Annotated in this window: 28 protein-coding genes; 11 read left to right on the top strand and 17 right to left on the bottom strand. The window is 69.2% G+C overall.

The window, feature by feature from the left end; translation table 11 throughout:
• Positions 1–37: 37 nt before the first annotated feature.
• From L3V85_RS14910 to L3V85_RS14900, 3 genes are read right to left on the bottom strand one after another with little or no spacing between them, the layout of a single operon-like run.
• Positions 38–1,018 carry a Bug family tripartite tricarboxylate transporter substrate binding protein gene (locus tag L3V85_RS14910; RefSeq protein WP_237679905.1) on the bottom strand — a complete coding sequence of 327 codons (981 nt, stop codon included), beginning with the start codon at positions 1,016–1,018 and terminating at the stop codon, positions 38–40.
• 56 nt (positions 1,019–1,074) lie between these two features.
• The gene (locus L3V85_RS14905; protein ID WP_237679904.1) at positions 1,075–2,019 is read right to left on the bottom strand and encodes a hydroxymethylglutaryl-CoA lyase; all 945 of its coding nucleotides are present in this window, start codon (positions 2,017–2,019) and stop codon (positions 1,075–1,077) included.
• Positions 2,012–3,172, bottom strand: a complete 1,161-nt coding sequence (locus L3V85_RS14900; protein ID WP_237679903.1) for a CaiB/BaiF CoA transferase family protein — start codon at positions 3,170–3,172, stop codon at positions 2,012–2,014. Before L3V85_RS14900 ends, L3V85_RS14905 begins: the two co-directional genes overlap by 8 nt.
• A 133-nt stretch (positions 3,173–3,305) precedes the next feature.
• On the opposite strand from L3V85_RS14900, the gene L3V85_RS14895 reads away from it, so the two are divergent.
• The 10 genes from L3V85_RS14895 to L3V85_RS14850 all read left to right on the top strand — a co-directional run bounded on the left by L3V85_RS14895 (position 3,306) and on the right by L3V85_RS14850 (position 12,042).
• Complete coding sequence (locus L3V85_RS14895) at positions 3,306–4,205, top strand: LysR family transcriptional regulator (protein ID WP_237679902.1); 900 nt, start codon at positions 3,306–3,308, stop codon at positions 4,203–4,205.
• Positions 4,206–4,238: 33 nt separating this feature from the next.
• Entirely contained in the window at positions 4,239–4,979 is a 741-nt protein-coding gene (locus tag L3V85_RS14890; RefSeq protein WP_237679901.1) for a glutamine amidotransferase, read from the top strand.
• An 85-nt stretch (positions 4,980–5,064) separates the two neighbouring features.
• A complete protein-coding gene (locus L3V85_RS14885; RefSeq protein ID WP_237679900.1) occupies positions 5,065–5,703 on the top strand; it encodes a CDP-alcohol phosphatidyltransferase family protein in 639 nt (212 codons plus the stop codon).
• Positions 5,704–5,730: 27 nt separating this feature from the next.
• Positions 5,731–6,312, top strand: coding sequence for a glutathione S-transferase family protein (locus L3V85_RS14880; protein WP_237679899.1), 582 nt, complete (start codon positions 5,731–5,733; stop codon positions 6,310–6,312).
• Between the two features lie 94 nt (positions 6,313–6,406).
• Positions 6,407–8,827: a penicillin acylase family protein gene (locus tag L3V85_RS14875; protein WP_237679898.1), complete on the top strand. Its 2,421-nt coding sequence runs from the start codon at positions 6,407–6,409 to the stop codon at positions 8,825–8,827.
• A 19-nt stretch (positions 8,828–8,846) separates the two neighbouring features.
• The gene (locus L3V85_RS14870) at positions 8,847–9,497 is read left to right on the top strand and encodes a histidine phosphatase family protein (RefSeq protein WP_237679897.1); all 651 of its coding nucleotides are present in this window, start codon (positions 8,847–8,849) and stop codon (positions 9,495–9,497) included.
• A 63-nt stretch (positions 9,498–9,560) separates the two neighbouring features.
• Positions 9,561–10,523, top strand: a complete 963-nt coding sequence (locus L3V85_RS14865) for a DnaJ C-terminal domain-containing protein (RefSeq protein WP_237679896.1) — start codon at positions 9,561–9,563, stop codon at positions 10,521–10,523.
• Positions 10,524–10,525: 2 nt separating this feature from the next.
• Positions 10,526–10,843 carry a chaperone modulator CbpM gene (locus L3V85_RS14860; protein ID WP_237679895.1) on the top strand — a complete coding sequence of 106 codons (318 nt, stop codon included), beginning with the start codon at positions 10,526–10,528 and terminating at the stop codon, positions 10,841–10,843.
• Between the two features lie 91 nt (positions 10,844–10,934).
• Positions 10,935–11,390 carry a MerR family DNA-binding protein gene (locus L3V85_RS14855; protein ID WP_237679894.1) on the top strand — a complete coding sequence of 152 codons (456 nt, stop codon included), beginning with the start codon at positions 10,935–10,937 and terminating at the stop codon, positions 11,388–11,390.
• 67 nt (positions 11,391–11,457) lie between these two features.
• Positions 11,458–12,042, top strand: a complete 585-nt coding sequence (locus L3V85_RS14850; RefSeq protein ID WP_237679893.1) for a DNA-3-methyladenine glycosylase I — start codon at positions 11,458–11,460, stop codon at positions 12,040–12,042.
• 74 nt (positions 12,043–12,116) lie between these two features.
• Here L3V85_RS14850 and L3V85_RS14845 read toward each other — a convergent pair whose 3' ends face one another.
• From L3V85_RS14845 to L3V85_RS14825, 5 genes are all read right to left on the bottom strand, one after another.
• Entirely contained in the window at positions 12,117–12,470 is a 354-nt protein-coding gene (locus L3V85_RS14845) for an alpha/beta hydrolase (protein ID WP_237679892.1), read from the bottom strand.
• Between the two features lie 232 nt (positions 12,471–12,702).
• The gene (locus tag L3V85_RS14840; protein ID WP_237679891.1) at positions 12,703–13,671 is read right to left on the bottom strand and encodes a Bug family tripartite tricarboxylate transporter substrate binding protein; all 969 of its coding nucleotides are present in this window, start codon (positions 13,669–13,671) and stop codon (positions 12,703–12,705) included.
• 97 nt (positions 13,672–13,768) lie between these two features.
• Positions 13,769–14,761, bottom strand: a complete 993-nt coding sequence (locus L3V85_RS14835; RefSeq protein WP_237679890.1) for a Bug family tripartite tricarboxylate transporter substrate binding protein — start codon at positions 14,759–14,761, stop codon at positions 13,769–13,771.
• Between the two features lie 123 nt (positions 14,762–14,884).
• The gene (locus L3V85_RS14830; RefSeq protein WP_237679889.1) at positions 14,885–15,688 is read right to left on the bottom strand and encodes a hypothetical protein; all 804 of its coding nucleotides are present in this window, start codon (positions 15,686–15,688) and stop codon (positions 14,885–14,887) included.
• A 94-nt stretch (positions 15,689–15,782) separates the two neighbouring features.
• Positions 15,783–16,454, bottom strand: a complete 672-nt coding sequence (locus L3V85_RS14825) for a DUF1345 domain-containing protein (protein WP_237679888.1) — start codon at positions 16,452–16,454, stop codon at positions 15,783–15,785.
• Positions 16,455–16,528: 74 nt separating this feature from the next.
• Here L3V85_RS14825 and L3V85_RS14820 point away from each other — a divergent pair, with 74 nt between their 5' ends.
• Positions 16,529–17,026, top strand: coding sequence for an AAA family ATPase (locus tag L3V85_RS14820; RefSeq protein WP_237679887.1), 498 nt, complete (start codon positions 16,529–16,531; stop codon positions 17,024–17,026).
• An 18-nt stretch (positions 17,027–17,044) separates the two neighbouring features.
• Here L3V85_RS14820 and L3V85_RS14815 read toward each other — a convergent pair whose 3' ends face one another.
• The 9 genes from L3V85_RS14815 to L3V85_RS14775 all read right to left on the bottom strand — a co-directional run bounded on the left by L3V85_RS14815 (position 17,045) and on the right by L3V85_RS14775 (position 26,103).
• A complete protein-coding gene (locus L3V85_RS14815; protein ID WP_237679886.1) occupies positions 17,045–17,299 on the bottom strand; it encodes a hypothetical protein in 255 nt (84 codons plus the stop codon).
• Between the two features lie 8 nt (positions 17,300–17,307).
• Positions 17,308–17,868 carry a YbjN domain-containing protein gene (locus tag L3V85_RS14810; protein ID WP_237679885.1) on the bottom strand — a complete coding sequence of 187 codons (561 nt, stop codon included), beginning with the start codon at positions 17,866–17,868 and terminating at the stop codon, positions 17,308–17,310.
• Positions 17,869–17,897: 29 nt separating this feature from the next.
• Positions 17,898–18,812, bottom strand: a complete 915-nt coding sequence (locus L3V85_RS14805; protein ID WP_237679884.1) for a peptidylprolyl isomerase — start codon at positions 18,810–18,812, stop codon at positions 17,898–17,900.
• Positions 18,809–19,531 (bottom strand): hypothetical protein, encoded by a 723-nt coding sequence (locus tag L3V85_RS14800; RefSeq protein ID WP_237679883.1) that lies wholly within the window; start codon positions 19,529–19,531, stop codon positions 18,809–18,811. Before L3V85_RS14800 ends, L3V85_RS14805 begins: the two co-directional genes overlap by 4 nt.
• Before the next feature lie 10 nt (positions 19,532–19,541).
• The gene (locus L3V85_RS14795) at positions 19,542–21,404 is read right to left on the bottom strand and encodes a putative porin (protein ID WP_237679882.1); all 1,863 of its coding nucleotides are present in this window, start codon (positions 21,402–21,404) and stop codon (positions 19,542–19,544) included.
• On the bottom strand, positions 21,401–22,138 hold the full coding sequence (locus L3V85_RS14790) for an energy transducer TonB family protein (protein ID WP_237679881.1): 738 nt from the start codon (positions 22,136–22,138) through the stop codon (positions 21,401–21,403). The genes L3V85_RS14795 and L3V85_RS14790 overlap by 4 nt, the downstream gene beginning before the upstream one ends.
• Positions 22,139–22,148: 10 nt before the next feature.
• Complete coding sequence (locus L3V85_RS14785; RefSeq protein WP_237679880.1) at positions 22,149–22,562, bottom strand: ExbD/TolR family protein; 414 nt, start codon at positions 22,560–22,562, stop codon at positions 22,149–22,151.
• 12 nt (positions 22,563–22,574) lie between these two features.
• Entirely contained in the window at positions 22,575–24,383 is a 1,809-nt protein-coding gene (locus tag L3V85_RS14780; protein ID WP_237679879.1) for a DUF2341 domain-containing protein, read from the bottom strand.
• Positions 24,384–24,453: 70 nt separating this feature from the next.
• Entirely contained in the window at positions 24,454–26,103 is a 1,650-nt protein-coding gene (locus L3V85_RS14775) for a ShlB/FhaC/HecB family hemolysin secretion/activation protein (RefSeq protein WP_237679878.1), read from the bottom strand.
• Between the last annotated feature and the right edge of the window lie 184 nt (positions 26,104–26,287).

Here is a 26,287-nt window from a genome sequence, read left to right as displayed (position 1 = left end):
TGCGAGCCCCCGGCTCGCAGCCCCACTCACGGCGTCGTCATTCCGGCTGGATGCCGGCCGCGCGGATCACCTGCCCCCACTTCTGCGATTCGGCCGCCTGGAACTGCGCGAGCCCCTCCGGCGTGCTGGTGACGGCCTCGCCGCTGGTGGTGTTCTGGTAGGCCACCACGGCGGGCGCGGCGGAGACCTTGATCATCATCTCGTTGAGCTTCTGCGTGATGGCTGCGGGCGCGCCCGGCGGCAGGTACACGGCCGTCCAGTACGACATGTCGTAGCCCTTCACGCCGGCCTCTTCCACCGTGGGCAGAGCCGGCACGGCGGCCAGCCGCTTGTTGCCGCTGACGGCCAGTGCGCGCAGCTTGCCGCTCTTGACCTGCGGCAGCGCGGTGGGCGCGTCGGCGAACATGAAGTCGACCTGCCCGCCCAGCAGGTCGGTGATGGCCAGCGGATTGCTCTTGTAGGGCACGTTCACCACGTCGATGCCCGCCATCTGCTTGAGCAGTTCGCTCGCCACGCGGCTCGACGAGCTTCCGCTGCCGAAGTTGAGCTTGCCGGGCGACTTCTTCGCCGCCGCCACGAGGTCGGCCACCGACTTGATGGGCGAATCGGCGTTCACCAGCAGCAGCATGTGCCCCTTGGACAGCAGTGTGACGGGCGTGAAGTCTTTCACCGGGTCGTAGGGCAGCTTCTTGAACAGGTGCTCGTTGGCCGCGTGCGTGGTGTTGGTGGTCATGAGCACGGTGTAGCCGTCGGGCGCGGCCTTGGCCACGTACTGCGCGGCGATGAAGCCGCTGGCGCCGGCACGGTTGTCCACGATGACCGGCACCTTGTATTCCGTGCCCAGCGCCTGCGCCATGCTGCGCGCCTGCTGGTCGGTGCCGCTGCCGGCGCCGAAGGGCACGACGATGGTGATGGGCTTGCTCGGGTACTGCTGCGCGTGGGCCGGAGCAACTGTGGCGGCCAGCACGGCCGCGCTGAGCGCGACGGCGGCATGGAGTCTGGAAATGAAGGTGGGCACGGTGTTGTCTCTTCTGTCGTTGATGTTTTTTTCCGCGGCTCGCGGGGTGCCGCCGGTCAGCGGCGAAAGCGCTGCAGCGTGCCGGCGCGCATGAGCTTGCCCGGCAACGGGTGGCCGACGATCTCTTCCGCCATGCGCGCGCAGGCGATGAGCGCGTCGAGGTCCACGCCGGTCTCGATGCCCATCTCCTCGCACATGAAGGCCAGGTCTTCGGTGCAGATGTTTCCGGCCGCGCCGGTGTGGCCCGCGAACGGGCAGCCGCCCAGGCCGGCGCAGGCGCTGTCGAAGGTGTCGATGCCCATCTGCAGGCCCATGAGCGCATTGGCCATGGCCGTGCCGCGCGTGTCGTGCAGGTGCAGGCCCAGCCGCAGTTCGGGCCAGCGCTCGCGCACCGCGCCGACCACCGAGGCGATGGCGTTGGGTTGGGCCCAGCCCACGGTGTCGGCCAGCCGCAAAATCGGCAGGCGCAGGCCGAACTCGGCCATCACCTCGAGCATCTGCGCCACGCGCTCCACCACGGTGGCCGGGGCGATGGCGCCTTCGAGGTTGCAGCCGAAGGCCGTGGTGACGATGCCGCGCGTCACCTCGATGCCGTGGTCGACGCAGAAAGCCAGCATCTCGCGCTGGGATTCGCGCAGGGCCGCCAGGTCCTTGCCGTTGTTGCGCACCGAAAAGGCTTCCGACGCGCTGGTGCCGATGGTGCCCTCGATGTCCAGCTGCGTGCGCATCGCGCGCTGCATGCCGCGCAGGTTGAGCCACAGGCCGGTGTAGCGCACGCCGTCGCGCTTGCGCAGCATCCGGGCGACCTCCTCGGCATCGGCCATGCCGGGCACGCGCTCTGGGTTGACGAAGGACACGCATTGCACTTCCCGCAGCCCGGTGTCGGCCAGCGCCTCTATGAAGCGCACCTTGTCGGCCGACGCGATGGGCCCGGCCTCGATCTGGAAGCCTTCGCGCGGGCCTTCCTCGTGCAGATGAACGCGTCGCGGCAGATCAGACATGCGTGCTCCCTTCTTGCCGCGGCACGGCGGGCGCGCCGAACTCCGCGTTGTGCTGGCCCAGCCGCGGCGCGACCGAGCGGTGCGACGGCCGCTCGCCGTCGATGGAAATCGGCAGCGCCGTGAGCCTGAAGTCTTCGCCCGGCACGGCCCGCAGCATGCCCAGCGCCTCGACCTGCGGATGCGCGATGGCCTCGGGCAAGGTGTGCACCGGCGCGCAGGGCACGCCGGCCGCGGCGAAGCGCGCGCTCCACTCGTCGCGGCTGCGAGCGCGCAGCAAGGGCACGATCTGCCCGAACAGCGCCGCCTTGTTGCGCAGCCGCAGGCGATTGGTGGCAAAGCGCTCGTCGGTGATCCAGTCGTCGCGGCCGAGTTCGTGCGCGAACTTGGCGAACAGGCGGTCGTTGCCGCAGCACACCAGCAGCGGCGCGTCGGCGGTGTCGAAGGCCTCGTAGGGCACGAAGCCGGGGTGGCCCGAGCGGTGGCGGTCGGGCTGGCGGCCTTCGTTGGCGTAGGCGTCGGACTTCTGGCCGGTCCAGACCAGCGCGGTCTCGAGCAGCGAGGCGCTCACCACGCCGCCCTTGCCGGTGACATGGCGCCGCTGCAGCAGCGCCAGCGCGCCGATCACCGCCCACATGCCGGTGCCCTGGTCGCATACCGAGGCGCCGGTGCGCATGGGCGGATCGTCGGGGCCGCCGTTGATGCTCGACAGGCCGCTGAAAGCCTGGATCAGCGGCTCGTAGCCCGGCTGCATGGCCAACGGCCCGGCATGGCCGAAGGCGGAGATGGCGCAGTAGACAAGGCGCGGATGGCGCGCGCACAGCGCAGTCCCGTCGATGCCCATCGACTCGGTGACGCCCGGGCGCAGGTTGTGGACGAGGATGTCGGCCTCGCCCGCCAGCCGCTCGAACACCGCCATGCCCTCGGCGCTCTTGAGGTCGATGGCCACCGACTTCTTGCCCCGGTTGAACACGTGGAAGTTGAGCGCGTCGCCGTGGCGGAACGCCGGGCCCATGTGGCGGGCGTCGTCGCCGCCCTCGACGCGCTCGAGCTTGACCACGTCGGCCCCCAGGTCCGCGAGGATCGCGCCCGCGAACGGCGCGGCCAGCACCTGGCCGAGTTCGAGCACCCTGATGCCTTCGAGTATTCCTTGCATGTGTCTGGCGCCCCGCGAGGGGGCGTTGTCTCCGTTTTGATTGCCCCGAGTCTGTTCCTCGCCCATTGATCTTGGAAGACGAATATTTCTATATCTGTGATAACTTGGATGGATCAATCCAGGAGAACGCACGGTGCGCATCGATATCACGCTGCAGCAGCTGGAGGCCTTCACCGAAGTCGCGAAGACCTCGAACTTCCGTGCCGCCGCGCAGGCGCTGCATGTGTCGCAGCCGGCATTGAGCCGCACCATCCGCATCGTCGAAGAGCTGGCCGGCGCGCGCCTGTTCGACCGCGACACGCGGCACGTGGAGCTCACGCCCGCCGGCCGCGAGTTGCTGCCGATCGCGCTGCGCATCCTGGAGAACTTCAACAGCTCCTTCAGCGAGCTGTCGCAGTTCCTGGAGGGGCGCAGCGGGCACCTGACCATCGCTGCGCTGCCCTCCACCGGCGTGGCGCTGCTGCCCCATGCGATCGCGGAGTTCCGCCGAAGCCATCCGCAGGTGGCGTTCTCGCTGGTCGAGGGGCCGGCCGAGCTGGTGCGCTCGGCGGTGGACGAAGGCAGGGCCGACTTCGGCATCAGCGTGCGCCCCGCGCCGCAGGAGCCCATGCTGTACCGCCACCTGATCGACGACCCCTTCATGCTGCTGTGCCGGCGCGACGATCCGCTGGCGGCGCGGGCTTCGGTGGCGTGGTCGGTGTTCGCCACGCGGCCTTTCATTGCCAGCGGCTTTCGCAGCAGCATCCGCCCGATCACCGACGCGGCCTTCCTGCAGCGCGGGCTGCAGGTGGTGCCGGCGCTGGAGTACCCGAGCGTGGCGGCCGCCGGCGCGCTGGTCGCGGCGGGGCTGGGCATCACGGCGCTGCCCCGGCTGGCGCTGCAGCTCGCGCACAACGACGAGTTGGTGACCGTGCCGCTGCAGCGCCCGGTCATGTCGCGCCCCATCGGGCTGGTGACGCGGGCGGGCCGGTCGCCCTCGCCGGTGAGCCGGGCCTTCATGGATCTGCTCTACCGGCGCGAAGCCGCGCGCTGAGAACGGGCCTTCGCTCTGCGGCATGATCGTGTCATGGACAACAGCCCCCCGCTCCCCCTCGTCATCGTCAAGGTCGGAGGCACCTTCGACGCGCTGCGCGCCCGCCGTGGCGACTTCGAACACTGGGTCGCCGACGGACTCGGCACGCAGACGCTTCCCATCCTGGTGGTCGACCCGCGCCGCGGCGACACCCTGCCCGACCCGGCCGGCGTGTCGGGCGTGGTGGTCACCGGCTCGCATGCGATGGTGTCGCACCGCGAACCATGGAGCGAAACCACGGCGCAATGGCTCGCGCAGGCCGTGGCGCTCGACACGCCGGTGCTCGGCATCTGCTACGGCCACCAGCTGCTGGCGCATGCGCTCGGCGGCGAAGCCGGCAACCACCCGGGCGGCGCGGAGATCGGCACGGTGACCGTGTCGCTCACCGAGGACGCCGCCACCGACCCGCTGCTGGGCGGCCTGCCCGCGCAGTTTCCGGCGAACGTGGTGCACTGGCAGAGCGCGCTGCGCCTGCCCGAAGGCGCGGTGCGGCTGGCCGCCAGCGCGCATGAACCGGTGCACGCCTTCCGCGCCGGCAAGCACGCCTGGGGCGTGCAGTTCCACCCGGAATTCGACGCCGAGGCGATGCGCGGCTACATCGACAACCTGCGCGGCGAACTGACCGCCATGGGCACCGACCCGGCGGCCCTGCGCGACGGCGTGGGCGACACCGCCGTGGCCGCCAGCCTGCTCGGGCGCTTCGCGCGTATCGCCGAGGCGCGCCAGGGCGTCTGAGCCGTCGGATCGCGACTACAAGAAGCCCCCGGCGCTTGGGTTAAGGTGCGGTCCATTCGCCGTTCGTTTCCCCTCTTCTTTTTTCATGACCACTCCCTCGCCCGCGCCGGCCCGCAAGCATTTTTCGATGATCCGGGAATTCCACCTGGCCGACGCCTTCACGCTCGGCAACGCGGCATGCGGTGTGGGCGCGGTGTTCCTGGCAATGGCCTTCATGGCCAGCCAGTCGCTCACGCAGTTTCTGTGGGCGGCGGCGCTGGCGCCGGCGGCCTTCATCTTCGACGTGTTCGACGGGCGCATCGCGCGCTGGCGGCAGACGCAGTCGGCCCTGGGCCGCGAGCTGGACTCGCTGGCCGACATCATCTCCTTCGGCGTGGCGCCGGCAGCGCTGGGCTTCGCGGCCGGGCTGAACGGCGGCTGGGACTGCGTGCTGCTGGTCTATTTCGTGTGCTGCGGCGTGAGCCGGCTCGCGCGCTACAACGTGACGGCCGAGGCGCTGTCCGCCGGAGCCGACAAGGTAAAGTATTTCGAGGGCACGCCGATCCCGACCAGCGTGATGCTGGTGGCGGTGCTGGCCTGTGCCGCGTGGCAAGGCGGCATCGGCGCCTCGGTGTGGGGTGGCGCCTGGCTCATCGGCCCGTGGCAGCTGCATCCGCTGGTGCTGATGTTCGCGCTCTCGGGCACGCTGATGATCAGCAAGACCCTGCGCATTCCCAAGTTCTGAGTTCGTCCAGAAAAAGGAGACACACCCATGACCATGAAGCTTTACTTCGACCCGCAAAGCCGCTCGCAGGTCGCCAAGTGGATGCTCGACGAGACCGGCGCGCCCTATGAGATCGTGACCACGCTCATCCGCGAGAAGGCGCACAAGAAACCCGACTACCTGAAGATCAACCCGGCGGGCAAGCTGCCCGCGCTGGTCGACGGCCGCGCGCGCGTGTTCGAGAACGCGGCCATCTGCATGTACCTGGCCGAGAAGTTTCCCGGCAAGCGGCTGGCGCCGCCGGTCGGCTCGGTCGACCGGGGGCGCTACCTGTCGCTGATGGTCTATTCGACCGCCCAGCTCGAGCCCGCGATGGGCGACAGCCTGCTGAAGATCCGCAGCAACAACAGCGCGCGCGGCTGGACCGACTTCGAAGCCGCCAAGGACGCGGTCGAGCGCGAACTGGGCGACGGTCCCTACCTGTTCGGCTCGCAGTTCACCGCGGCCGACGTGATGATCGGCTCCATGTTCATCTGGCACCGCGCGTTCGGCGGCCGCTCGAACCGCCCCCGGATCGACGCCTACATCAACCGGCTGCAGGCCCGCCCCAAGGGCATGAAGTTCGGCTGAACGCGGCGCGGCGTGCCGCGCTGGTGACAACGCGCGGCAAAGGCTCGCCTTTTAATCGGCTTCCTTGTTCCATTCCAAGAAGAGAGACGCCCGCATGACATCGAAGAACGCCACGCCCTCCCGGTTTTCGCTCACGGCCCTTTCGGCAGTTTCCTTGGGCCTGGCCGCCCTGCTCGCCTCCTGCGCGAGCACGCCGCCGCCCGGCGGGCGCAGCGTGACCATCGAGCGCACCACCTTCGGCATCGCGCACATCACGGCGCCGGACTACGAGGGCCTGGCGTACGGCAGCGCCTACGCGCATGCGCAGGACAACGTCTGCCAGACGGCCGAGCACCTGCTCACGCTGCGCGGCGACCGCTCGCAGTTCCTGGGGCCGCAGAACACCGGCGACCTGGGCCTGGGCCGCGCGCCCAACGCGCAGATCGACCTGTTCATCCGCTATCACATGGACGACGCGGCGCTGGCGCGCGCGGGCGCCACCACCAGCCCCGACGTGCAGGCCGCGCTGCGCGGCTACGTGGCCGGCTACAACCGCTACCTGCAGGACGCCGGCCAGAACGGTGGTCAGGGCCTGCCCGCCGAATGCCGCGGCAAGCCCTGGGTACGGCCGATGACGGCCGCCGACCTGTCGCGCGCCACCGAGATGTCGATGATCCAGGGCGGCCTGGGCGCGCTGGCCGGCGCCGTGCTGGCCGCGGTGCCCCCGGCCCCCGGCGCCAGGACGAGCGCCGCGCCGGTCGAGCTGAAGGAAGCCGTCGCCGAAATCGGCCGCCACAGCTTCAACGCCAACCCCGAGGGCGGCGAACTCGGCTCCAACGGCTGGGCCTTCGGGCGCAACGCCACGCCCGACGGCAAGGGCCTGCTGCTGGGCAACCCGCACTTCCCCTGGACCGGCACCAACCGCTTCTGGGAAATGCACCTGACCATTCCCGGCAAGGTCGACGTGATGGGCGCCACCGGCGGCCTGAGCCCGGTGGTGGCCATCGGCTTCAACAAGGACGTGGCCTGGACGCACACCGTGTCCACCGGCAAGCGCTTCACGCTGTACGAGCTGAAGCTCGACCCCAACGACCCGACCGTGTACTTTGTCGACGGCCAGCCCAAGAAGATGGTCGCGCGCACCGTGGTGCTGCCCGCCACGGCAACGGGCGGCGGCACGGCGCCGCTGCAGCACACCTTCTATTCGACCGACTGGGGCCCGGTGATCTCGCTGCCGCGCGCCGGCCTGGGATGGACCGCGCAGAAGGCCTACGCGATTCGCGATGCCAACACGCTCAACGTGCGCTCGGCCGAGAGCTGGATGAAGATGGCGCAGGCCCGCAACGTGACCGAACTGCGCGCCGCCATGGGCAACCAGGGCATGCCTTGGATCAACACCATCGCGGCCGACCGCGACGGCAATGCGATGTACGCCGACCTGTCGGTGGTGCCCGACGTGTCGGCCGACATGCTCAAGAGCTGCGCCCCCTCGCCCGCCGCCGCGGCGCTGCTCAACGCGGCCGGGCTGCCGGTGCTCGACGGCTCGCGCAGCGCCTGCGCCTGGAACCGCGACAGCACCGCCGCGGCGCCCGGCATCATCGCGCCGGCGCGCATGCCGGTGCTCATCACGCCCGACTACGTTCAGAACAGCAACGACAGCTTCTGGCTCAGCAACCCCGACACCGCGGCGATGGCTGGCGTGTCGCCGCTGGTGGGCCCGATGGGCGTGCCGCAGCGGCTGCGCACGCGCAGCGCGATCATGGAAATCCGGGGCCGTCTGGCGGGCAGCGACGGCCTGCCCGGCAACCGCATGGGCGCGGCCGAGCTGCGCAGCGTGATCTTCCGCGACAAGAACCTCGCCGGCATGCTGGTGATGGACGACCTGCAGGCCGCCTGCAGCGCCGCCGGCGGCTCGCTCAGCACCGACCAGGCGCTGGGCTGCCGCGTGCTCTCGGCCTGGGACCGCACCAGCAACGCCGACTCGAAGGGCGCGCCGCTGTTCCGCGAGTTCTGGCGCAAGACGAAGGACCTGCCGAAGGTCTGGCGCGTGCCCTTCGACCCCGCGCAGCCGGTGGCCACGCCGGCCGGGCTCGACATGGCCACGCCGGCCACGCGCGAGGCCGTGTTCAAGGCGCTGGGCGACGCGGTCGGCATCCTGCGCACCGCCGGCTTCGCGGCCGACGTGCCGCTGGGCGTGCCGCAGTCGCGCCTGGTGCGCGGCCAGAAGATCGCGCTGCACGGCGGCGACGAGTTCGAGGGCGTGCTCAACAAGCTGGAGTCGCAGGGCCAGTCGCTGATCGATCCGAAGGGCTACAACGTCAACTACGGCAGCAGCTACATGCAGGTCGTGACCTTCGACGCCAACGGCCCGGTCGCGCAGGGCCTGCTGACCTACGGCCAGAGCAGCGACCTGGCCTCGCCGCGCGCCTACGACCAGTTGCCGCTGTTCGCGGCCAAGCAGTGGCATCCGCTGCCGTTCCACCCCGCCGACGTGCGGGCGCAACGCGAGGGCACCCCGCTGCAGCTCGCGTACTGACCGACTCCATTTTTCATTCATGTCACAACAGGCTTCTTCTTCCCACACCGCCGCGAGCGGGCTCGACGAGCTGATCCGCATTGCCGCGGCGCAGCCGCTCGCGCCCGCCTGCGAGCACTTCTACTTCCTGCGCCACGGCCAGACCGGCCGCAATGCGCAGCGCATCTTCCAGGCGCCCGACGAGCCGCTGAGCGAACTCGGGCTGCAGCAGGCGGCGCGGGCCGCGCAGCTGCTGGCGGGCGAGCCGATCCGCACCATCGTCTGCAGCGACGCGCGGCGCGCCTTCGACACCGCCAACACGGTGGCCGCCGCGCTGCGCCTGACGCCCGCCGCGCAGGAGGCGCTGCGCGAGCGCAACTTCGGCGCGCTGATCGGCACCTCGTCGGCCAACATCGACTGGGCCTGCGAGCCCGAAGGCGGCGAGACGCTCGCGCAGTTCGTGGAGCGCAAGCGCGCCGCGCTCGACGCTGCCCTGCGCCAGCCCGGCCCGGTGCTGGTGGTGGCGCACGGCGGCACGCTGTATGCGCTGGCCGCGCTGCTGGGCGTGCCGGTCGATTTCAAGCTCCTGGGCAATGCGCAGCCATTGCGTTTCGAACGCAGCGGCCCCACATGGACCGTGACGCCGCTGCTGCGGCATGCAGACACCGACGGCGAGGCAGCCCTGGCCTAGCAGGCGCCACGCGAAGCGCCCGGAACCCGCCCAAGCCGTCCACTCAACGAACCGCCACACACCATGGAATTCAAGGACTACTACAGCGCTCTGGGCATCGACCGCACCGCGTCCGACGACGAAGTGCGCAAGGCCTATCGCAAGCTCGCCCGCAAGTACCACCCCGACGTCAGCAAGGAGCCCGACGCCGAGCAGCGCATGCGCGACATCAACGAGGCCAAGGACGTACTGGGCGACAAGGAAAAGCGCGCCGCCTACGACGCGCTGGCCGAGCGCGTCGCGCGCGGCGGCAGCCCCGACGGGCACTTCCAGCCGCCGCCGGGCTGGGACGAAGGCTTCGAGTTCCGCCGCGGCCCCAACCAGGGCCCGGCGGACCACGCCGACTTCAGCGAATTCTTCTCGTCGCTGTTCGGCGAGGCCGAGCGCCGGGGCGCCGCGCGGCAGAACTACAAGGCGCGCGGCGAAGATCACCATGCGGCCATCGAGATCGCGCTCGAGGATGCGCTCAAGGGCGCCGAACGCGAGATCACGCTGCGCGCGCAAACGGTCGACGCGCAGGGCCACCCGCAGTGGGAGAACCGCACGCTCAGCGTGAAGATCCCGCCGGGCGTGCACCCGGGCCAGTTCATCCGCCTCGCGGGGCAAGGCATGCCCGGCCATGGCGGCGAGCCGCCGGGCGACCTTTACCTCGAAGTGCGCATCGCGCCGCACAGGCTCTACCGTGTGGAAGAGCGCGACCTGTACATGCCGCTGCCCGTCACGCCCGCCGAGGCCGCGCTGGGCGCGCAGGTGCAGGTGCCGACGCCGACCGGCGGCGTGGTCGAGGTGACCGTGCCCCGCAATGCGCGCGGCGGCATGAAACTGCGGCTCAAGGGCCGGGGCTTGGCGGGCAAGACGCCCGGCGACCTGTACCTGCTGATCGAAATCGCGCTGCCGCCCGCCGACAGCGACGATGCCCGCAAGGCCTACGAACAGCTGGCGCAAGCCACGGCATCGTTCAACCCACGCCAGCATCTGGGAGTCTGAGCATGGTGAATTTCACACTCACGACCGCCACCGCCATCAGCGCCTCGCAGCCGCTCGCGGCCAGCGACCTGGCGCACGCCGTGGGCGCCGACACCGCCTGGGTGGTGCAACTGGTCGAGGTCGGCATTCTTCGCATCGAAACGCCTGAGACGCAGCCCGAGCGCTGGCAGTTCTCGAGCACCGACCTGCAATACGCGCTCGAGGCGCGCCGGCTGGAACGCGACTTCGGCGTGGGGCTGGATGCGGCGGCGCTGATCCTCGACCTGCAGCACGAGGTGCGGCGGCTGAAGGCGGTGCTGCACGCGCACCGGCTGGGGTAGCCCCTTTCGGCCCCAGGGAAAAGCGGCCGCGCCGCTTGACCTTGACACCGTGGGAGACGGAAGACTTCGAGCCTCTTCAACAGGAGGCCGAATGAACCCTCGCACAGATGCTCCGCACGAACGCTCTCACATCACAGCACCGGACGACGGCCGGCGATTCGGAATCGATGAAGTCCTGGCCCGCGCGGGTGTCTCGCGAAGGCTGGCCCTCGAATGCGAGTCGCGCGGGCTGATCGAGCTCGCCGGGCACGGCTACACGCACGAGCACGTTCGCGTGCTGCGCTTTGCACGCCGGGCGTATGCGCTGGGCTTCGGCATGAGCGATATCGCCAGGCTGCTGGCGCTGCGGCAGGATGCGCATCGCAAGCGCTGCGAGGTGAAGCACATCGCCCTGAGCCGGACCGAAGAACTGGCATCGCACATCGAGGAACTGCAGGCGACCAAGCAAGCGCTGGAGCGACTGGCCGGCTTGTGCATGGGCGATCAGCAGCCCGACTGCCCCATCCTGGACGAGTTGCTGGAGCTCAAGGGATTCGCCTCGCACTGATCCGGCACATCCTCGTGTTCCTTGGCGAGAATGCCGTATCCCGACCTACGAGCGAGCGAAGCCCCCGATGAGCCAACAGCCCCCCAAGATCCGATGCGCCTGGGCCCAGACCGACCCGTTGCTGACCGCCTACCACGACGCCGAATGGGGTGTGCCCGAATACGACAGCCGCGCGCTGTGGGAAAAGCTCATGCTCGACGGCTTCCAGGCCGGCTTGTCGTGGCTGATCATCCTGCGCAAGCGCGATGCCTTCCGCAAGGCCTTCAAGGGCTTCGTGCCCGAGAAGGTCGCCAAATTCACCGAGGCCGACATCGAGCGGCTCGTGCAGGACGCCGGCATCGTGCGCTCGCGCTCGAAGATCGAAGCCACCATCGGCAATGCGCGCGCCTACCTTGCCATGCAGGCGGCGGGCGAAGACTTTTCTGAATTCATCTGGGGCATGGCGGGCGGCAAGCCCATCGTGAACCGCACCGGAAGCGTGCCCGTGAAGACGCCACTGTCCGAAGAAATCTCGGCCGCACTGAAAAAGCGCGGCTTCAAGTTCGTGGGCCCCGTCATCGTCTATGCATGGATGCAGGCCACGGGCATCGTGGACGACCATGCGCACGACTGCCATCGGCACGGCGCCAGGCACAAACCCAAGCCCCAATGAAAAAAACCGGACGCTGCTTTCGCAGGTCCGGTTTTTTATCGACTGGCGACCGAAGCGGCTTGCGCCGCCTTCGATTACAGGCCGGCTTGACGCGTGAAGCTCAGGCTCTTGGCTTGCGAGGGGATCACGCTGCCAGCGAAGGTTTCGGGGCGCAGGTTCTGGCCCGGAGCGTGTGCAGCGGCAACAGCCTGGGCGCGGACGGTAGCGCGGTCGACCGAAGCGGCCAGGACGGGCGTTGCGGTCGATGCAGCGCCTTCGTTGTCGCCATAAGCGTTGCCGGCACGGGCGGCAGCCACGGCTTGGGGCGCCACGTCGGCGCGGCTGTAGCCGGAGGTCAGGGGCTGCACGCCTTCATAGGTTTCTGCGTGGGCGCCAGCGGCGGCGAGCAGGGACAGGGCGGCGGCGGCGAGGATGTTCGAGGTCTTCATTTCAATTCCTTCTTCATTGGGCTTTTGAGTGCCTCCAGTGTGCACCACGATTCCTAGGGAAAACCCTATTCAATCGAATCGCAGTGTTCATGAAATTGAAACAATGACGAGGAACTTTCTGACGCCGCTAACGCAAGTGCCCTTTCATTCGCTCAAGACGTGCTGATTTTGCGTATCTTCTTCCTAGTTTGCCAAGCCGTACGCAAACCTTATGCACATTGCGTGCCAGCTTTTAGTCTTCCTTCATGCCCGTGGCCTTGACCACGCTGCCCAGCCGGGCACGCTCTTCGTCGACGAACTTGGCGAAGCTCGCCCGGGTGCCGCCGATGGGCTCGATGCCCATGCCCTTCAGGCGCTCGACCGTGGCCGGTGCCTTCATGGCGGCGTCGACGGCGGCGGCCATCTTGTCCAGGATCGCGTCGGGCGTGCCGCGCGGCGCGTGCACGCCGGCCCAGTGGGCAATGCGGATTTCGGGGAAGCCCTCTTCCGCCGCCGTGGGCAGCTCGGGATAGGCCGAGATGCGCTGCGTCCAGGTGCCTGCCAGCGCTTTCAGCTTGCCGCTCTTCACGTAGGGCAGCACCACGATGCTGGCCTCAGAGGTGGCCTCGACCTGGCTTCCGAGCACCGCGGTGATCGACTCCGAGCCGCTCTTGTAGGGCACCACGTCGAGCTTGCTGCCGTACTTCGTCTCGAGAATGCCTTCGACGAAATGCGGCGTGCTGCCCGTGCCCGCGGTGGCCCAGTGGAAGCCGCCACCCGACTTCTTCGAGGCGGCGACGAACTCCTTCAGGTCCTTGTAGGGCGCATTGGCCGGCACCACGATGACCGAGGGCGCAAGGCCGATCATCGCGACGGGCACCAGCGCATCGTCCTTGTACGGCATGCTCTTCTTGATCATGCTGTTCGACACCACGCCCGCCGCGCTGACCAAAAAGGTGTAGCCGTCGGGCGCGCTCTTGGCGACCACGTCGGCGCCCAGGATCGCGCCGGCGCCGGGCTTGTTGTCGACGATGACCGGCTGGCCCAGCTGCTTCGACGCGCCCTCGGCGGCGGCGCGCGCCATCAGGTCGTTGGCGCCGCCCGCCGAAAAGGGAACGACCAGCCGGATCGGCTTGGTGGGCCACGCCTGGGCTGCGGCACCCTGCGCGATCACCGATGCGGCGAGCCCGATGGCCAGCGAAGCAATGCGGATGGGAAACATGGGGGAAGTTCTCCTGTGTTGTAGTGAGCTATGAGAAGAAGAAGAAGCCCGGCATGCCGGGCGTTTTCATGATGCCACGCGCACCCGCGCCCCGGGGCTACTCGGCCTTGATGCCCGCTTCGCGGATCACCTTGCCGTAGCGCACCAGCTCGGCACGGATGAGCGCGCCGAACTCCTCCGGCGTGCCGCCTGCCGCGCCCACGCCGGTGGGCTCCAGGCGGTCTTCGACGTCCTTGGCGCGCAGCATCGCGTTGAGCTCGGTGCTGAGCTTGGCGAGCACCGCCGGCGGCAGCCCCTTGGGCGCTACCAGCCCGTGCCAAGCCACCACGTCGTAGTCGGGCAGGCCGCTTTCCGCGACCGACGGAATGTCGGGATAGGCCGGCAGCCGCTTCGCCGTGCTCACCGCCAGCGCGCGCAACTTGCCAGCCTTCACGTGCTGCATCAGCGCCTCGGTGCCCGCGAAGAGCATGTCGACGTTGCCGGCCAGCAGGTCGTTCACCGCCGGGCCGGTGCCCTTGTAGGGCACATGCGTGGCCTTGGCCTTGGCCATCTCGAACATGTATTCGGTCACCACATGCAGGTGGCCGCCGGCCCCGCTCGATGCGAAGGTGAGCTTGCCCGGGTCCTTGCGCGCGAGCGCCAGCAGCTCCTGCAGGTTGCGCGCGGGCACGTTCGCATTCACGCACAGCACGTACGCGCCGCGCGACAGTTGCACCACCGGCGTGATGTCGGCGATGGGGTCGAAGTTGAGCTTGTAGAGCGACGGGTTCACCGTGTAGCTGCCCGCCACCAGCAGCAGCGTGTAGCCGTCGGGCGCGGACTTCACGCCGATCTCGGTGCCCAGCACGCCGCCCGCGCCGGGCTTGTTGTCGACCAGCACCGACTGCCCGATGCGCTCGCCGAGCTTGCCCGCCGTCAGCCGCGCGATGAAGTCCGAGCCACCGCCCGGCGCGAACGGACAGACGATGCGGATGGGCTTGGACGGAAACGCCGCCGCCTGCGCCCGTGCGGTGCGGGAAACCAACCCGCCGACGCCGGCGAGCGCGAATGCAGGAGCCAATGCGGAGAAGCTGCGACGGTCGATATTCATGTTGGATTTGTCCCGAAGTGAATGGCGCGGCTGCGCGACGCAGCGCACCGGCCATTGCACGCCTTCGCGTGGTCTTTGGCCCTCGGGATTTGTCCTAGCGACGGCCGACGCCGCGCCGCAAGCTCAGGAGCGCGGCCAGCCGCGTATCAGCGCGCGCAGCGCCACCCCGCCGCTGCCCTTGACCTCGGCGCGGTAGGTGCCTACCAGCGCCTCGCGCTCGGCAGCAGCCTGGGGCTCGTTGCGCCAGGCCAGCAAGGCGGCCACGTCCTCGTCGGAGGACGCGGCGAGCAGCGCCTGCGTGATCTGCTTTTCGAACTCGCGCGCCACGATCATCAGGTTGCGCGGGCGCGTGGAGGTCACGCCGCGCGACCACAGCGTGTCCAGTGCCATGTCGAGCGTGCTGTCGGGCAAGGCGCTGAGCTGGCCGCCGTTGCCGCGCGCCAGCTGCTTGACCACAGCGCTCATCAGCAGCTGGCTGGAGAAATCGATCTCGCGCACATCGCCCACGGCCATGCGTTCGAGCAGTTCGGTGCGCGCTGGGTCGGCCGGCTTGGCGCGCTCGCGGCTGAAGAACTCGGCCTTGCCGGCCTCGCTCATGGCGGCGTAGTCGGCGCGCAGCTTCGCGAAGCGGGCGACGGCGGCCAGCACCTGCGGGCTCGGCGCAGCAGCGCCGTTGCCGGCCGATGTCACTTCCTGCTGGATCGCGGCCACGGAAGCCTTGGCGCTGAACGCGCGGCTGGCTGCGGCATCGAGCGCCTTCAGGGCCTTGTCGGCGATGGCCTGGTCGTCGGGCTCCAGCAGCTCGCGCGCACCGCGCGCCACCGCGCCCGGCGCATACGAAGCCTGGTAGCGCGCCTGCACACCTTCGAACTGCAGCAGCGCTTCCGCACGGCTCTGCGCCCAGCCCATCAAGGGTGCCAGGAGCAATGGAAGCAACAGAAGGAAACGGGTCGGGGAAAGGCGGTTCGAAGAAAGCATGGCGCCATTATTGGCACGCCCGAATTTCCCTTCCCTGACCTGCTCAGAACAGGCTTGCGCCGATATTGATGAGCAGCGCCAGCACCGTCGTGTTGAACAAATACGCGAGGATGCAATGCACCGAGCCGATGCGGCGCAGGGGCTTCGACACGAAGGACACGTCCGCCGTCTGGCCCGACGTGCCGATGACCGCCGAGAAGTAGAAGAAATCGCCGTACGTCGGCGCCTCGTCCTCCGGAAACTGCAGCCCCGGCTTGCGCCCCTTGCTCACTGCGGCGTAATAGTCGTGCGCGTAGTGCAGCGTGAACATCACCTGCGTGAAGGCCCACGACGACATCACCGTGAGCCCGGCCAGCGCGATGTGCGCGATCTTCTCGAGGCCGTGCATGTCCTTCACCACCGCCAGTTCGCCGCCGATGGCCGCCAGGCTCGCGACGGCCGACACCACCACCAGCACGAGGATGACGATCTGCCCTTCGTCCTGCAGCTGCGCGCGGTAGCGCATGTGCTGTGGCGACGACCGGATCATCATCGTCGCGGCCAGCGCCACGTAAAGGCATGCGCCCGTGTTCCACGCGATGAGCAGCCGAGTGACCAGATGGGCCTCGATGGCCGAGGGCAGCAGGATGCCGACCGCGATGGCAATGGCCGCGGCAATGAAGAGCCGCGGCCGCGCGACCAGTTGGCGAAGAAGTGGGTGTCTTGGAGTTTTCATGGGTGTTTCGCAAAACGCGCCGTCGAGGATACGGCGCGGGCGCCGAACTGGCGACTGCCTGCGAAACTACGCGCATGCCCCAAGTTCATCTCATAGAAGGCCCCGTTGGCGCGGGCAAGTCGACCTATTCGGCCCGTCTCGCGCAAGAGACCGGCGGCGTCCACATCGCGCTGGACGAATGGTTCGCCGCGCTGTTCAGTCCCGACCGCCCCGCCGGCGATTTCATCCCCTGGTACATCGAGAGAAAGGATCGCCTGCTCGAGCTGATCTGGCGCCATGCGCGCCGCGTGATGGCGTCGGGAACCGACGCGATCCTGGAGCTCGGCCTCATCCAGCGGCAGGGTCGCACCGCGTTTTGCCGGCGCGTGCAGGACGAAGGTTTCGCCCTCACGATGCATGTGCTGGACGCGCCGCTCGACGTGCGCCGCGAGCGCGTGCGGCGCCGAAATGTCGAGCAAGGGCCGACCTTCTCCATGGTCGTGCCGGACCCCGTGTTCGAACTCGCGAGCAGCCTCTGGGAAGCGCCCGACGAGATCGAGTGCGAAGAATACGAAGTGCGCTTCGTCGACTGACCTGCCAGCCGACCAGGCTCAGGCAGCCCCGTCGTCCGGCGTCTTCCACGCGGGCGCCATCGCCCGCCGGGCCGCATTGAGCTCCGCCATCGAGATGTGCAGGTCCGCCATGGTCTGCACCAGCAGCTCCAGCAGCGCCGCGCGCTGCCGCTGGCGCACGATCTCGGCGCGGCGCGCGCGCTGGGCCTGCCGCGCGGCGGCCTGGATGGCGCGGCCGGTCGGCGAATCGTGAAGGTCCGCCGCCGGACCGCCGGATGCTGCGCTCGCTGGCATCGCGCGGATCACGCAGCGGCGGACACGCCCTGGACACCAGCCGCGCCGGCCACTTCGCCACCGGCCTCGGCATTCGCCGCGTCGCCGCGCGTCTCGGCGGCGGGGCCGTAGTTGCGCAGGTGCAGGAAGAACTCGCCCATCATCTGCATCCACAGGCGCACCGCGAACGCGAGGTAGGCCGGGCTCACGCCGCCGGCCACGACCACGTCCATCTCCAGCACGACGAAGTCGCCGTGCTGCGCCACGCGCGCGAAGCGCTTGGTGCGGTGCCAAGAAGCCAGCACTGCCTCGGGCAGCGTGCCGCCCTGCACATGCAGCGGGCAGCTCAGGGTGAAGTCGGTGTACTGGGTGGTGGTGACGGGGTTGCCCCACAGCACCTGGAAGCCGATGCCGTGGCTGGCGCTGTGCAGGCGCACCACGCCGTCCTGCTCGATGGTGGTCACGGCGCCGCCGGCTGCCTTGATGGCGTCCGACACCTGTTCGGGCGTGATGGCGTCCAGCAGGTCGATGGCGGGCGCGTCGGCGATGCCGGCGGCTGCGGTGGTGTTGCTTGTCGTTGTGTCGTTCATGGTGACCCTGTGGCTTTGTTGGTGGTGGTTCAGTTGGTTTTCTTGAGCGCGGCGTCCAGCGCCGCGGCATCGATGCTCAGGTTGGTGGCCGGCGCGACCTGCGCGAGGTAGGCCTGCACCAGTTGCTGCTGCCGCTGCTGGCGCAGCGCGGCCTGCAGTTGCGGCTTCATTTCCTCGAGCGTGGCGGTGCGCGCCGGCGTGATGTCGAGCAGCTTCACCACATGGAAGCCCGCTTCGGCCTGCACGGGTTCGCTGACCTGCCCCGGCTTGAGCCTGGCGACGGTGTCGCGCAGCTCGGGCAGGATGCGCGCGAGAGGCAGGGTGTCGACCTCGCCGCCGCGCTCGGCGCTGCGCTTGTCCTGCGAGCTGGCGCGGGCCACGGCCGCGAAGTCGCCGGTGCGGGCCTGGCGCGCGAGCTTCGCGGCCTCTTCGCGCACCTTGGCCACGGCGGCCGCGTCGCGGTCGGGCGTTGCCAGGTAGATCTGCGCCACGCGGTAGGCGGCCGGCAGGTTATAGCCGGTCTTGCCCTGTTCGTAGGCGGCCTTCACCTCGGCGTCGGACGGGTAGCCCGCGGGCACCTGGCTCACCGACTCGATATAGCTGGTGCTCACGATGCGCGAGGCGATCTCGCGCGTGGCGGCCTCGACCTTGGCCTTGACGTCGGCACGGTCGGCCCAGCCCTTGGCGCGCGCGTCGCGCAGCACGGCTTCGCTCAGCAGGCGCTGGCGCAGCCAGTTGTCGAGCACGGTGCGGTCGGCCTTGATGGCGGTGCGCTCGGCTTCGGGCAGCGACTGCAGCAGCCGCTCGATCTCGTCCTGCGCCACCGTGGCTTCGCCCAGGCGGGCGACCACGGTGTTGCCGGCGGCGGGTGCCTGCGCGCCCGCCATGCCGGCGGTCGACATCAGCAGCACCAGTGCCGCATGGGAGGGCTTGAAGCGCCTCATTGCTTGTCTCCCGCCGCGGGTGCGGCGGCCGGCGCCGGCGCGTTCACCGCGCGCACGTCGAACTTGCCTTCGTACAGCTTGTCGCCGTACTGCTGCGCGATCTGCTCGAACTTGACGCGGCTCTGCGCGGCAAAGGGCTGGCGCGATGCCAGCACGCTGCCCAGGTCCACCGTCTCGTAGGCCTTCAGGATCTCCTGCCCCACGGCATAGAGCTGCGCGTTCTTGGCCTCGCACTGCGCAATGGCGGTGCGGTGCGTCGCGGCCTCGGTGGCCAGGCGCTGGCGCTCGGCCTCGGAGGCGCGCGCCATCTTCAGCAGGTCGTCGTAGGCGCCGCGGTATTGCGCGATCTGCGCGGTGGCTTTCTCGCTCGTGGCCTGCGCCTGCTGGCGCAGTTGCTGGCTGCCGGCGCCGGCCTGCTCGCGCGCACGGCGCTCGGCCGCCAGTTGCGCCTGGCTCTGCGCCAGTTCCTTCTTGAGCGCCTCGAGCTCGGAAGAAGAAGCCGGCGCGCCGGCCGCCTTGGCAGGCGCCCCGGCGGGCTGCCCCGCCTTCAGCGCGGCCAGTTCGTTCTGCGCCTGCTGCAGCTGCGTGGTGGTGACGCGCAGTTGCGCGCGCAGCCGCTCTTCCATGCTCTGGCCGCCCGGGGCCTGCTGCGCGTGGGACACGCCGGCCGCAGCGGCCAGGGTCGCCAGCACCAGGGCCGGGAAGATTTTTCTGGACACGGATGGCTCCTTAGAAACGCGCATTGAATTCGAGCTGCAGGGTGTCGATCGACTGCGGCGGCCCGTAGACCTCCTTGGTCGAGATCCAGCGGCCGGTGAACCACATGTTCTTGTCGATCGCATACGAGCCGCCCAGGAAGTAGCCGCGCGCATTGGTGCCGCCGCCGTGGAAGGTCGAGTCGTTGTAGCCGTCTGGCATCGCGTCGGGCTCGATGCGCTTGTAGCCGGCCAGCACGTTCCAGTCGCCGCGGTTGGTCGGCGCCGGCTTGCCGTAGGTGGCCTGCAGCATGTAGGCGTTGCCGCCGCTCTTGAAGTCGGCCTGGCTGGTGCCGCCGGTGGCGCCGAAGTTGTTGACGATGGCGCCGCGGATGCCCGCGCGGTTCCAGATGTCGCGCGCGTCGTAGGCCGTGTTCTTCACGAAGTTGGCATCCAGGCGCAGGTTGTTGCCCGCCACCGCGGTGTCCCAGCGCAGGTTCAGGTCGATCAGGCGGAACTTGGAGGCCAGGCCCACGTATTGCGGCTGCGGCGTGCCGGCCGGGTTGAGCGGGTCCAGCGAGATGTCGCGCAGCAGCATGAGCGTGTTGCCCTTCTGCATGAAGGCCGGGCGCGACCAGTCGGTGCTGCAGCCGTCGGCGCCGGCATACAGCGCGCAGGGCTGCGAGACCTGGCCGCTGATGTTGCGGAAGTTGTAGTACGCGAGCGCGCCGCGCAGGCGGTTCTCTTCGTCCAGCTTCCATTCGGCGCCGGCCTGCGCACCGAAGAGCCACTTGTTCTCGCTCTTCATCTTGGTCTGGCTGCGGCTCGGTGCGTTGTCCGACGAGTACTCCAGCGGAATCAGGCCGAGCGTGCCGAACAGCGTCAGGTCGCGGTTGGCCGCGAGCTTCTTCTCGAACTGCGCGGCAATGCCGTCGAAGTTCAGGTCGCTCGAATACAGCAAGTCGGTCGACATGAACGGGTTGCCGAAGCGGCCCGCGGTCACGGTGAGCCAGTCGACCGGCTTGTGCGAGATCCACATCTGGTCGAGCCACACGCTCTTCTTGCTCAGGCCGCCGCCCAGGGTCTGGGTGGTCGAGACCGGGCTGTCGTCGCTGCCCGAGGCCAGGCGCACGCCGGCCTTGGTGTTCTCGGTGATGTCGGCGTACACGCCCAGCCGCGCGCGGGCGCGGAACAGGTTCTTGCGGTCCTGGCGGGTGTTCAGGATCGACGGCAGCGCCAGGTTGGTGTTGGGGTTGACGTCGTAGCCCGTGCCCTTGTTGAGCTCGGCCCAGTTGATCTCGATGTTGCTGTTGTTGCCCGCGTAGTTGCGCGACTCGTTGCGCACGCGCACGTCGCCTTCGATGCGGATGCGCTTGCTCCACTCGGGCGTCTCGTTGGGGGCGGCCCAGCCTTCGTCCTTGGCCTGCGCCATGACCTGCGCCTTGACTTCGTCGCGGATCTGGTCGCGCACGGTCTGCGAGATGTAGGGCACGCGCACGTCGCCGGCTTCCAGCCGCACGCCGGCGGCGGTGCTGGCCGACGCGGCGGTGGTGGCTGCCGACATGCGCTGCGCCTGCTGCGCGGCCAGGGCCTCGGTCTGGGCCTGGGCCAGCAGGGCCTCGCCCACGTCCTTGGCGAGCGTGCCGCTCTGGATCAGGCCGCGGATCAGCTTGACCATGGCCGACTCGGCCGGCGCCGCGGCGGTTTGCGCGGCGGCATTGCCGGCCGCCAGGACGAACGCGGAGGCCACGGCCGCCGCGAGCGCGCATTTGCGCAGGGTCGGCATGGCGCCCCGGCTCGAAATGTTCTTGAGATGGTTCATCGCTTCGTTCACAGGATTGAATGGGTCAGGCAGGGCTTGCGCGGCGGCGGCCCGGCGGTGGTGGTGCTCGTTCATGGCCGGCGTCCCTTCATGGACACGCGCATCGGAAAGCGCAGCGAGGCCGGCGGCTTCTCGTCGATGCGGTCCAGGCCGCGCAACATGGCCAGCACCGCTTCGTCGCTGTCGGGCGTGCCGGTGCTGCGCACCAGTTGCACCCGCGTGGTCTTGCCGTCGGCGCCGAGCCAGATGTCGACCTGGATGTCGTCGAACACCAGTTGCCGCGTGCGCGGATCGCGCGACAGGGCCTGCTGCAGCACGCTGGACACGTAGCGCGCGTACGAGCCGCTGCCCAGGCCGCCGCCGGCACCGGTGCCGCTCATGCCGCCGCCGCTGCCGGCCTGGATGCCGAATGCGTCGTTGCCGGCCTGTCCGGCGCTGTCCATGGTCACGGGGTCGCCCAGGTCTTTCGACGGGCTGGGCGGCGTGTCGTCCTTGGGCGGCTCCAGCGGCTCGAGCGGCTTGGGCTCGGGCTCTGTCACCGGCTTGATCTTTTCCGGCTCGGGCTCGGGCAGTTTCTCGGGCTCGGGCGGCGGCGGCGGTGGGGGCGGCAGCATGAGCATCGGCGCATCGGCCACCACGCGCTTGGTGCTCGCGGTGTCCGACAGCAGATGCCATACCAGGGCCACCAGCGCGGCGACGATCGCCAGGCCGATGACCGCCCCGCCCCAGCGGCGCCAAAGCCCTGCACCGCCTGCCTTGACGCCCGCGCCACGCGCGGAAGCAGGAGAACTCGGGTCGCGAGGTTTCACTCTCCGTTCCTCACTTCTGCTTGCCGGTCACGAGGCCGATCTGGTTCAGCTCGATGCGGCGCAGCAAGTCCAGCACGTCCACGACCTTGGCGTACTGCACGCTGGCATCGCCGCGCACGATCACCGGGAAGTCGGGCGACAGGGCCTTTTCGGTGCGCAGGCGCTCCTCGAGCTCCGACAGCGTGACCGGGTAGGCGTCCAGGAACACGTTGCCCGCGTTGTCGATGGTGATGGCCTTGGTCTTGGGCTTCTCGAGCGCCACCGAGGCGCTGGCCTTCGGCAGGTCGACCTTGATGCCCGGGATGCTGGCGTTGCTGGTGAGGATGAAGATCACCAGCACCACCAGCAGCACGTCGACGAAGGGCGTGATGTTGATGCCGCCCGCGCGCTTGCGGGTGCCGAACTTGGCTGCGGTGTTTGCCATGGTGCCCCGTCCTCAGGCGCGACGTGCGACGGCCTGCGGCACCGAGCGGCCTTCGCCCTGCTCTTCCGCCAGGCGCGTGACGAACTCGTCGACGAACACGGCCATGTCGGCGCCGATGGCGTCCGAGCGCGAGGCCAGCCAGTTGTAGCCGAACAGCGCGGGAATCGCGACGCCCAGGCCGGCGGCGGTACACAGCAGCGCGGCCGCCATGCCGGGCGCCACCGAGTTGATGTCCACCGCGCCGGCCATGGCCGCCACGACGAACACCAGCATGATCCCGATCACGGTGCCGAACAGGCCCACGTAAGGCGCGCCTTCGATGGTGGTCGAGAGCCAGTTCATGCGCTTGGACATGCGCTCGGTCTCGCGCACCATCACGCCGTCCATGGCCGCGCGGATGGCGCCGATGGTGGCGACCGACACGGAGTTCAGGTCGTAGCCGCGGTCGTGGCGGCGGCGCATCTCGTCGATGGCCACTTCGTACAGGCGCCACAGCGAGGAGTCGGCGCGCACGTCCTGCGGCACGGTGTTGTTGACGGCCAGGCGGTCCAGCGGCGCGCCGGCGGCTTCGCGGAAGTGCTCGATGAAGGCGGCGTTGGCGCGCGAGGTGGCGCCGTAGCTGCGGCCCTTGCCGATCATGATGGCCCACGACAGCGCCATCATCAGGCCCAGCAGGCCCACGACGACCCATGCGTCCAGCGGCATCGCGGCCAGGATGAAGCCGAAGTGGCTCTTGCCGGCCTGCTGCTCGTCGGCGCCGAACACGGTCAGGCGCGACTCGGCGCCTTGCGAGACGGCATCGGCCAGCAGCAGCGCGTCGGCGCGGGCGACCTTAGACAGGCGCACTTCGTCGATCGCGCCGGTGAACGGTGCGAAGGCGGCGGGGGCAGCTTGTGCATTGGCGGCGGCGGGCGCGGTGGGCGCCACGTCGGCGCCGAGCGCGCCGGCGGTGTTCAGCGCGGGCAGCTTAGCGGCCAGCGACACGGTGGGACGGCCGCCGACGTAGAGCGCCACGCTCTCGCCTTCGGCCTTCACTGCGATGTGCGACCACTGGCCGGCCTGGATCGGCTGGCCCGGGGTGCTGCGCTGGCCGTTGACCTGCACGAAGGGCACGCCCTGGTCGATGCCGACCACCAGTTCGCCGGCGCCGTCGCGGCGGGCATAGATGGCCTGGCGCGCGCCGAGCTGGTCGGGCTTGACCCATGCGGAGAAGGTGAGCGCGCCGCCGGCCTGCACGGCGAGCGACGGCGTGGCCGGCAGCATCAGCGCGCCGTTGCCCAGCTGCGCGCCCTTGCCGATGACGGTGCCTTCGACCGGCACCACGGCGGTCTGGCCGTTGTTGGCGTAGGCCGTGGTGTCGCGCGGGGGCACCGCGCCTTCGGCGAAGTGGTAGACCAGCGTGTAGTCGGGGTCGAAGGTGCGCTGGCCGTTGCCCGAGGCCGGGGCCTTGGGGTTGCCGTAGTACATCCACAGCTTCTGCGGCGTGCCGGCCGAGACGTTGGGCACGTCGACCCAGATCAGCGCCATGCCCAGCAGCGGATCGAACTGTTCGATCTGGTGGTTCAGCACGGTCTTGTCGTCGGCCGCGACGAAGCGCAGGTCGGCGCCGGTTTCGCTCACGCCTTCGAACTTGAAGTTGCCGGTGTGCAGGCGCACCAGCACGGGCACGCGCCCGGCATCGCTGCCGATGGCGCCGGCCTGCGGGCCGCCGTCGATGGTGACGGGTTTGCGGTAGGACCACTCGGCTTGCCACCAGGCGTGGGCCAGGCCCGGCAAGAGCGTGCTCAGCAGCGTGAGCACGATGAAAAGTATGCGTCGCATGACAGGGTTCTCCGAAAAGCTCGTAGAGAGAAAAGAAATTGAAAAAAGAAAACTCGAAGCCGCGTGCTCGTCAGTAGTTCGCGGTCAGGCTGAAATTCACGCGCGAGTCGTGGCGCTTGGTGCGGGGCCCGTCCTTCAGCGGGTAGCCGAAGTCGACGCGGCCCGAGAAGTACTGCCCCACCTTGAAGGTGGTGCCCAGGCCCACCGACGCGAGCAGGAACTTGTCGTTCTGCTCGGGCAGCGGGCTCTTCAGGCGCAGGCGCGCCGCGTCGGCGAAGGCATACACGCGCCAGTTCTCGACCAGCGGGCCCAGCAGGGTGATCGGCTGGCTGCGCAGCTCGAGCGAACCGACCACGCCGTAGTCGCCGGTGACTTCGGCCGAGAGGTAGCCGCGCACCGAGTTCATGCCGCCGCCGGCGATCTGCTCGCTCGACACCAGCGGCGCGTCGGTCATCTGCGCGTTGAAGCGTGCCGCCAGCTGCTGGCCGCCATCGAAGGTGTAGGTGCCGTTGAGGTCGGTCTTCAGCACCATGAAGCTGGGCGAGGCCTTGTAGCGCTTGTAGTCGAAGGCGGCCCAGTCGCTGCTGTAGCCGAACGAGCTGCTCGTGCCCACCACCAGCGACACGCCCACGCCGTACTGGCTCTTGTCGCTCTGGCGGAAGCCCGAGTAAGACAGCGTGATGGGCGCGTACTTCAGCGGCACGGTGTCGCCGCTGCCCTTCAGGCGCAGCGCTTCCTCGTTGTTCTTGAAGTCGACGCCCACGCTGAAGGCGTGCCACCAGTTGCCGGTGTTGGGCACGGTGTAGGTCGCCTTCAGCCCGATCGAATGGCCCTTGCCCAGCACGTTGGTGCCGCCGGTGGTGGCCACGTCGCTGTCGGAGACGTAGGCGTTGCCTTCCAGGCTCCAGTTGGTGCCGGCCAGGGGCGCGTTGTAGCTCGCCGAAATCACCTTGGTCTGGCTCAGGTCCTGCGGCGCGCCGAAGAAGCTGATCGATGCGCTGTGGCCCAGCTGCCAGAGGTTGTCGTGGCCCAGCGATGCGGTGGCGCGCAGCTTGCGCGTGTCGGCGCTGTAGTCGTTGTTCAGGCCGACGCTGGCGCGCCAGGGGTTGCTGTCGTCCACCTTCAGGTCGACGTCCATCGTGCCCGGCATGCTGCCCTGGCGCACCAGCGGCATCACCTGCCGCTTGGGGCTGCGGTTGAGCGCGGAGAGCTCGGCCTGCGCGGTGTTGAAGTTGGGCACGCCGCCCTCCTTCAGCGCGGGCACCTGGTCGCGCACGTCGAGCGGCGAGTTGTACTCGGCGCCCACCACGCGCACGCGGCCCACGCGGGTCTCGTTGACCTGCAGGAACACGATGCCCTGCGTGACCTGCTGCTCGGGCAGGTCCACGTAGACCGACTGGTAGCCCGCCGCCTGGTAGGCCGCGAGCAGCGCGTCGCGCGCGCCCTCCACGTCCTTCAGCGTGCGGTCGGGTCCGAGAAAGGGCGTGACCGCCTTCTCGATGGCGCGGGCGTCGAGCACGGTGTTGCCGCGCACGATGTATTCGGCAATGTCGACCTTGCGGGTCGACTCGGGTGCCACGGCGGCAGGTGCCGCGGCGGGTGTGGATGCGGAAGGCGCGGGGGCCTGGGCGAACACCGCGCCCTGGGCGCTCATCGCCACCACTGCCAGCCACACCGCTCTCCAGCACATCGGTGGGCCGTTCTTCTTCATGTCATGCATTTACAGCTCGTTCTCAAAGATGAAGCTCGCTTGGCAGCAGGGCATGTCGGAGAGACGCCATGTCGCTGCTGCGTACGCTTATCTAGACGCACGGCGTTAACGCCGACTGCCATTTGTCACAAAAACTTCATCAAGAAAAAGACACAAGGTCCGGCCGACGGGTTTTCTTGCGCATAAGAAGAAG

It is taken from the genome of Variovorax paradoxus, from assembly GCF_022009635.1.
Taxonomy (GTDB): domain Bacteria; phylum Pseudomonadota; class Gammaproteobacteria; order Burkholderiales; family Burkholderiaceae_C; genus Variovorax.
The sequence above is the reverse complement of the archived record's forward strand: the minus strand, read 5'-3'. Positions and strand labels throughout refer to the sequence as shown.

Coding starts and splice junctions, on each gene's coding strand:
- L3V85_RS14815 (WP_237679886.1), bottom strand. CDS start 17,299: ATGCCAGCGAGCGCAGCATCCGGCGGTCCGGCGGCGGACCTTCACGAT.
- L3V85_RS14870 (WP_237679897.1), top strand. CDS start 8,847: ATGTCACAACAGGCTTCTTCTTCCCACACCGCCGCGAGCGGGCTCGAC.
- L3V85_RS14775 (WP_237679878.1), bottom strand. CDS start 26,103: ATGCATGACATGAAGAAGAACGGCCCACCGATGTGCTGGAGAGCGGTG.
- L3V85_RS14890 (WP_237679901.1), top strand. CDS start 4,239: ATGGACAACAGCCCCCCGCTCCCCCTCGTCATCGTCAAGGTCGGAGGC.
- L3V85_RS14865 (WP_237679896.1), top strand. CDS start 9,561: ATGGAATTCAAGGACTACTACAGCGCTCTGGGCATCGACCGCACCGCG.
- L3V85_RS14785 (WP_237679880.1), bottom strand. CDS start 22,562: ATGGCAAACACCGCAGCCAAGTTCGGCACCCGCAAGCGCGCGGGCGGC.
- L3V85_RS14810 (WP_237679885.1), bottom strand. CDS start 17,868: ATGAACGACACAACGACAAGCAACACCACCGCAGCCGCCGGCATCGCC.
- L3V85_RS14900 (WP_237679903.1), bottom strand. CDS start 3,172: ATGCAAGGAATACTCGAAGGCATCAGGGTGCTCGAACTCGGCCAGGTG.
- L3V85_RS14880 (WP_237679899.1), top strand. CDS start 5,731: ATGACCATGAAGCTTTACTTCGACCCGCAAAGCCGCTCGCAGGTCGCC.
- L3V85_RS14835 (WP_237679890.1), bottom strand. CDS start 14,761: ATGAATATCGACCGTCGCAGCTTCTCCGCATTGGCTCCTGCATTCGCG.
- L3V85_RS14825 (WP_237679888.1), bottom strand. CDS start 16,454: ATGAAAACTCCAAGACACCCACTTCTTCGCCAACTGGTCGCGCGGCCG.
- L3V85_RS14875 (WP_237679898.1), top strand. CDS start 6,407: ATGACATCGAAGAACGCCACGCCCTCCCGGTTTTCGCTCACGGCCCTT.
- L3V85_RS14885 (WP_237679900.1), top strand. CDS start 5,065: ATGACCACTCCCTCGCCCGCGCCGGCCCGCAAGCATTTTTCGATGATC.
- L3V85_RS14850 (WP_237679893.1), top strand. CDS start 11,458: ATGAGCCAACAGCCCCCCAAGATCCGATGCGCCTGGGCCCAGACCGAC.
- L3V85_RS14780 (WP_237679879.1), bottom strand. CDS start 24,383: ATGCGACGCATACTTTTCATCGTGCTCACGCTGCTGAGCACGCTCTTG.
- L3V85_RS14905 (WP_237679904.1), bottom strand. CDS start 2,019: ATGTCTGATCTGCCGCGACGCGTTCATCTGCACGAGGAAGGCCCGCGC.
- L3V85_RS14840 (WP_237679891.1), bottom strand. CDS start 13,671: ATGTTTCCCATCCGCATTGCTTCGCTGGCCATCGGGCTCGCCGCATCG.
- L3V85_RS14860 (WP_237679895.1), top strand. CDS start 10,526: ATGGTGAATTTCACACTCACGACCGCCACCGCCATCAGCGCCTCGCAG.
- L3V85_RS14795 (WP_237679882.1), bottom strand. CDS start 21,404: ATGAACGAGCACCACCACCGCCGGGCCGCCGCCGCGCAAGCCCTGCCT.
- L3V85_RS14820 (WP_237679887.1), top strand. CDS start 16,529: ATGCCCCAAGTTCATCTCATAGAAGGCCCCGTTGGCGCGGGCAAGTCG.
- L3V85_RS14805 (WP_237679884.1), bottom strand. CDS start 18,812: ATGAGGCGCTTCAAGCCCTCCCATGCGGCACTGGTGCTGCTGATGTCG.
- L3V85_RS14855 (WP_237679894.1), top strand. CDS start 10,935: ATGAACCCTCGCACAGATGCTCCGCACGAACGCTCTCACATCACAGCA.
- L3V85_RS14845 (WP_237679892.1), bottom strand. CDS start 12,470: ATGAAGACCTCGAACATCCTCGCCGCCGCCGCCCTGTCCCTGCTCGCC.